The following is a 1315-nucleotide window of genomic DNA, read 5'->3' as shown; positions in this document are numbered from 1 at the left end:
GTCGCCGGCGTCCAGACCCTCGATGCCGGCCATCCCGGAACCGACCCACACGCCGGGCGTTTCGCCCTTCTGCGTGTAGTACGAGGCCAGCCCGGTGTGGCCCTTCTCGGTGGAGTCCATCGCAGCCACCTGCCGGGTCAGATACTCGTACCCGTCCCCGGCGGTCAGCTTGTGCAGACTCATCACACCCGCCTAACGGGGCCCCGGATGCCTCGGCGGACAGCGTCCGTCGACTGCTTCGGACGTGCCTTGGTTGCATCTGATGCAACTGGCACGTGACTAGGGCAAACCGGTGATGCAACAGGTGTGCGGGTCTCGAGGTTGAGGGGTTACGAGGGGGGTCGGACGGGCTTGTTGTCGTCGTCGGCGAACGACTGTGGGGACGTGAGTGGGCGTGGTGACGCGCTCGGTTGAAGGCTCCGGCTCGGAGGGGCTCGACGGCGGCGAGCGTGATTGCGGGGTCGGGATACTTCAGGTGGTCGCGGTGCAGGTCCTTGGCTGGGGTCTCCCGGTGTCCACGAGGCTCGGCGGCGTCCCGTTAGGAGGGTGAACCAGAAGGAACCGGCCGACGGCGCGGGAGGGGCGACAGCGATGGCGATGAACGAGATCCGGCAGCAGGCACGCAAGAGCGCGGCGGAACGGGTCGCCCGGTTGCGGCAGCAGCGGGCGGACCTGGTCAAGAAGCAGGAGGAGCTGTCGGCCACCGTGATGACTGCGCTGGCCGAACGCGACGCAGTGATCGTGGACGCCGAACGGCGGGCGGGCGCGGCCCTGAAGGAGTTGGCGTCCAGTGGCCTGAGCCTGGCGCAGGCAGCCCAATGGTGCGACCTCGTCGACAAGGAAGCCGCGCGGCTGGTGAAGCTCGCTGCCCACCCGACCACTCCGGCGGGCGGGCCGACGGCGAGGGAAACCGTCAGTGGCGAACGGTAGCTTCCCCAGCATCGGGAGGTCGAGGAGGACCATCATGACGACGTCAACGGACTACCCGTTCCGAAGCGGCCAACCCCGCCGAGCGTGCGTGCTCATAAAGTTGCCGCGGGTGGTGATCGCCGCGGTGGTGTGGCTGCTGGTCATCGAAGCCCTGCCCGGCCCAGCAGCGAGGGGCGTCCTGGCTGTAGTTGCCGTCGGGACGGTTGCCGGGGTCGTCGCCGAATCGGCGATCATCCGCCTGGTGTGGTGGGCGCGCCGCCCCTCGACCCCACTCGCGGTCCCCGGCGACCCGGGGGTGCGCGTCCTGGTCACCGGTCGACGGATCGCCGGCATCGGGCAGGCCGGACGCCGCCACCTCGTCGTGCCCCCGGCTTGGATCGGGCGG

The 1315-nt window shown here is 69.7% G+C and carries 3 protein-coding genes; 2 read left to right on the top strand and 1 reads right to left on the bottom strand.

Annotated features, from left to right (window positions below; all coding sequences use genetic code 11):
* On the bottom strand, window positions 1–183 hold a 183-nt coding region (locus tag Q1K57_RS02260), incomplete at its 3' end, for a relaxase domain-containing protein (protein WP_300078553.1).
* A 363-nt stretch (window positions 184–546) separates the two neighbouring features.
* On the opposite strand from Q1K57_RS02260, the gene Q1K57_RS02255 reads away from it, so the two are divergent.
* The gene (locus Q1K57_RS02255; protein ID WP_300078551.1) at window positions 547–930 is read left to right on the top strand and encodes a hypothetical protein; all 384 of its coding nucleotides are present in this window, start codon (window positions 547–549) and stop codon (window positions 928–930) included.
* A 34-nt stretch (window positions 931–964) separates the two neighbouring features.
* Window positions 965–1315: hypothetical protein (locus tag Q1K57_RS02250; protein ID WP_300078549.1), on the top strand; the 351-nt coding region annotated here is incomplete at its 3' end.

The sequence above is a fragment of the Propioniciclava sp. genome (assembly GCF_029977985.1).
GTDB lineage: Bacteria > Actinomycetota > Actinomycetes > Propionibacteriales > Propionibacteriaceae > Propioniciclava.
This window is presented reverse-complemented; position numbering and strand designations above follow the sequence as displayed.